The 1399-nt window shown below is 68.5% G+C and carries 1 protein-coding gene; it reads left to right on the forward strand.

The features are described 5' to 3' along the window. Positions 1 to 55 precede the first annotated feature (55 nt). Complete coding sequence (locus tag ICC28_RS39935) at positions 56 to 1285, forward strand: IS701 family transposase (protein ID WP_188293780.1); 1230 nt, start codon at positions 56 to 58, stop codon at positions 1283 to 1285. Positions 1286 to 1399 lie beyond the last annotated feature (114 nt).

A 1399-nucleotide genomic window follows, 5' to 3' on the forward strand; every position in this document is an offset into this window, starting at 1 on the left:
TAGTAGTGCTTCGTTAGGTCTAGGCATTGTCGCTGATCAAGAGCATGTTGGGTACGTGGACACGCATGAAGTGAACCGATTACGGGCGGCGTTGGGGCTGTTCGTGGAGGATGTGTTCGCCTCGGTGCCGCGCAAGGATCAGCGGGCCAGGGGCGAGTGCTATCTGCGGGGGCTGATGCTGGATGGCCGGCGCAAGTCGATCCAGCCGATGGCCCAGCGGCTGCCGGACGGGAACATGCAGGCCTTGCAGCAGTTCGTCAACCAGTCGCCGTGGCAGTGGGCGCCGGTGCGGCGGCGGATCGCCGAGCGGCTGGTCCAGGTGGTCCAGCCCGAGGTGTGGGTCATCGACGACGTCGCGTTTCCCAAGTGCGGGCGGGCATCGGTGGGGGTGGCCCGGCAGTACTGCGGGGCGCTGGGCAAACGGGCCAACTGCCAGGTCGCCGTCAGCGTGCACGCGGCCACCGATCGTGCTTCCTGCCCGCTGGAATGGGAGCTGTTCCTGCCCGAGGAATGGGCCCACGACCGCCCGCGGCGCACGGCTGCGGGCGTGCCCGACGAGGTCGGGCATGTGGCCAAGCCCCATCTGGCGCTGGGGCTGCTGGAGAAGCTGGCCACCTGGCTGCCATCGGTGCCGGTGCTCGTGGCCGATACCGGCTACGGCCGCAGCGTTTCCTTCCGCCTGGCCCTGGAAGAACACGGCTGGTCCTACATCATGGCCGTCGAGCCCAAGGAGATCGCCCGCCCGGCCGCTGCCGTCCCGTATCTGCCGCCCTACCAGGGCCTGGGGCCACCCACACTGCCCCGCTACCGCGAGCCGGCCCGCCCCCTGCGAGACCTGGTCGATGCGCACACCTGCTTCGAGACCGTCACCTGGCGCCAGGGCAGCAAGGGATCGATGACCTCCCGCTTTGCCGTGCTCGAGGTGCGGCCCTCGGGCAAAGAAGCCTCACGGACCGCGCAGGAACAGGCCGGCGGGCGTGGCCGGTGGGACGGGGTGCTGCCGCTGCGGACCCTGCTGGTCGAACAGCCCCAGGAAGCCGACGAGCCCACCGGCTACTGGATGTCCAACCTGCCCGTCACCACCCCGGTCGCCGATCTGGTGCGCTTTGCGAAGATGCGCTGGCGCATCGAGCACGACTACCGCGAACTCAAACACGGCCTGGGCCTGGACCACTTCGAGGGCCGCACCTGGCGCGGCTGGCACCATCACGTCACCCTCGTCACCGCCGCACAAGCCTTCCTCACCCTGCGGCGCTACGACCCAAAAGCCCGCACGACAGCCTGAGCCTCTACCAAGTCCTCGATGCGTTACAGGACCTGCTGCGGTGCTGGGACGGCATCTGCACCACCTGCGGCCGCCCCCTCACCGCAAACAGAACCAGAACCTAACGAAGCACTA

Origin of the sequence: Streptomyces sp. TRM68416, assembly GCF_014596915.1 — a bacterium.
GTDB lineage: Bacteria > Actinomycetota > Actinomycetes > Streptomycetales > Streptomycetaceae > Streptomyces.